The sequence below is a fragment of the Paenarthrobacter sp. 10L420 genome (genome assembly GCF_056395385.1).
Genome location: NZ_JBFTJK010000072.1, coordinates 1 through 797, shown reverse-complemented (window position 1 = coordinate 797; position 797 = coordinate 1). Strand labels below are relative to the sequence as shown.

The 797-nt window shown below is 64.8% G+C and carries 1 pseudogene; it reads right to left on the bottom strand.

Annotated elements, in window-relative coordinates:
• Positions 1-797: pseudogene (locus AC1DD5_RS25710) on the bottom strand (pyruvate dehydrogenase (acetyl-transferring), homodimeric type); the annotation flags it as partial.

Here is a 797-nt window from a genome sequence, read left to right as displayed (position 1 = left end):
ACGTAGATCGGGACCAGGGGTTGGCCGTGGGTGGCGTACGCGGTTCCGGCGGCGGTGAACGCTGCGACGGCGCCGGCTTCGTTGATGCCGGGGTGGATCAGTTGCCCGGCGGGGGATTCCTTGTAGGCCAGCACGAGGTCCCGGTCCACGGAGAGGTAGTTCTGGCCCTTGGGGTTGTAGATTTTCGCGGTCGGGAAGAACGCGTCCATGCCGAAGGTCCGGGATTCATCCGGGACGACGGGCACGAACCGGGCCCCGAAGTTCTTATCCCGCATCAGGTCCTTSAGGAGCCTCACGAAGGCCATGGTGGTCGCGGCTTGTTGTTTGCCCGAGCCGCGTTTGGCGACCTCGTAGGACTTGGCCTCGGGCAGGGTCACGGGGGTGTGGGTGCGGCGGCGTTCGGGCACGAACCCGCCGAGCTCTGCCCGGCGTTCCATCAGGTATTTGATTTCGGGGGCGTCCATGCCGGGGTGGTAGTACGGGGGCCGGTAGAGGTCCGCGTCGAGCTGGTCATCGGTGATGGGGATGCGCAGGTGGTCACGGAAGGCCTTGAGGTCTTCCATGGTCAGCTTTTTCATCTGGTGGGTGGCGTTGCGGCCTTCGAAGTGCGGGCCCAGGCCGTAGCCCTTGACGGTTTTGGCCAGGATCACGGTGGGTTTGCCCTTGAACTCCACCGCTGCCTTGTACGCGGCGTAGACCTTGCGGTAATCGTGCCCGCCGCGTTTGAGGCCCCAGATCTGTTCGTCGGTCAGGTCCGCGACCATGTCCTTGGTCTGCGGGGACTTGCCGAAGAAGTG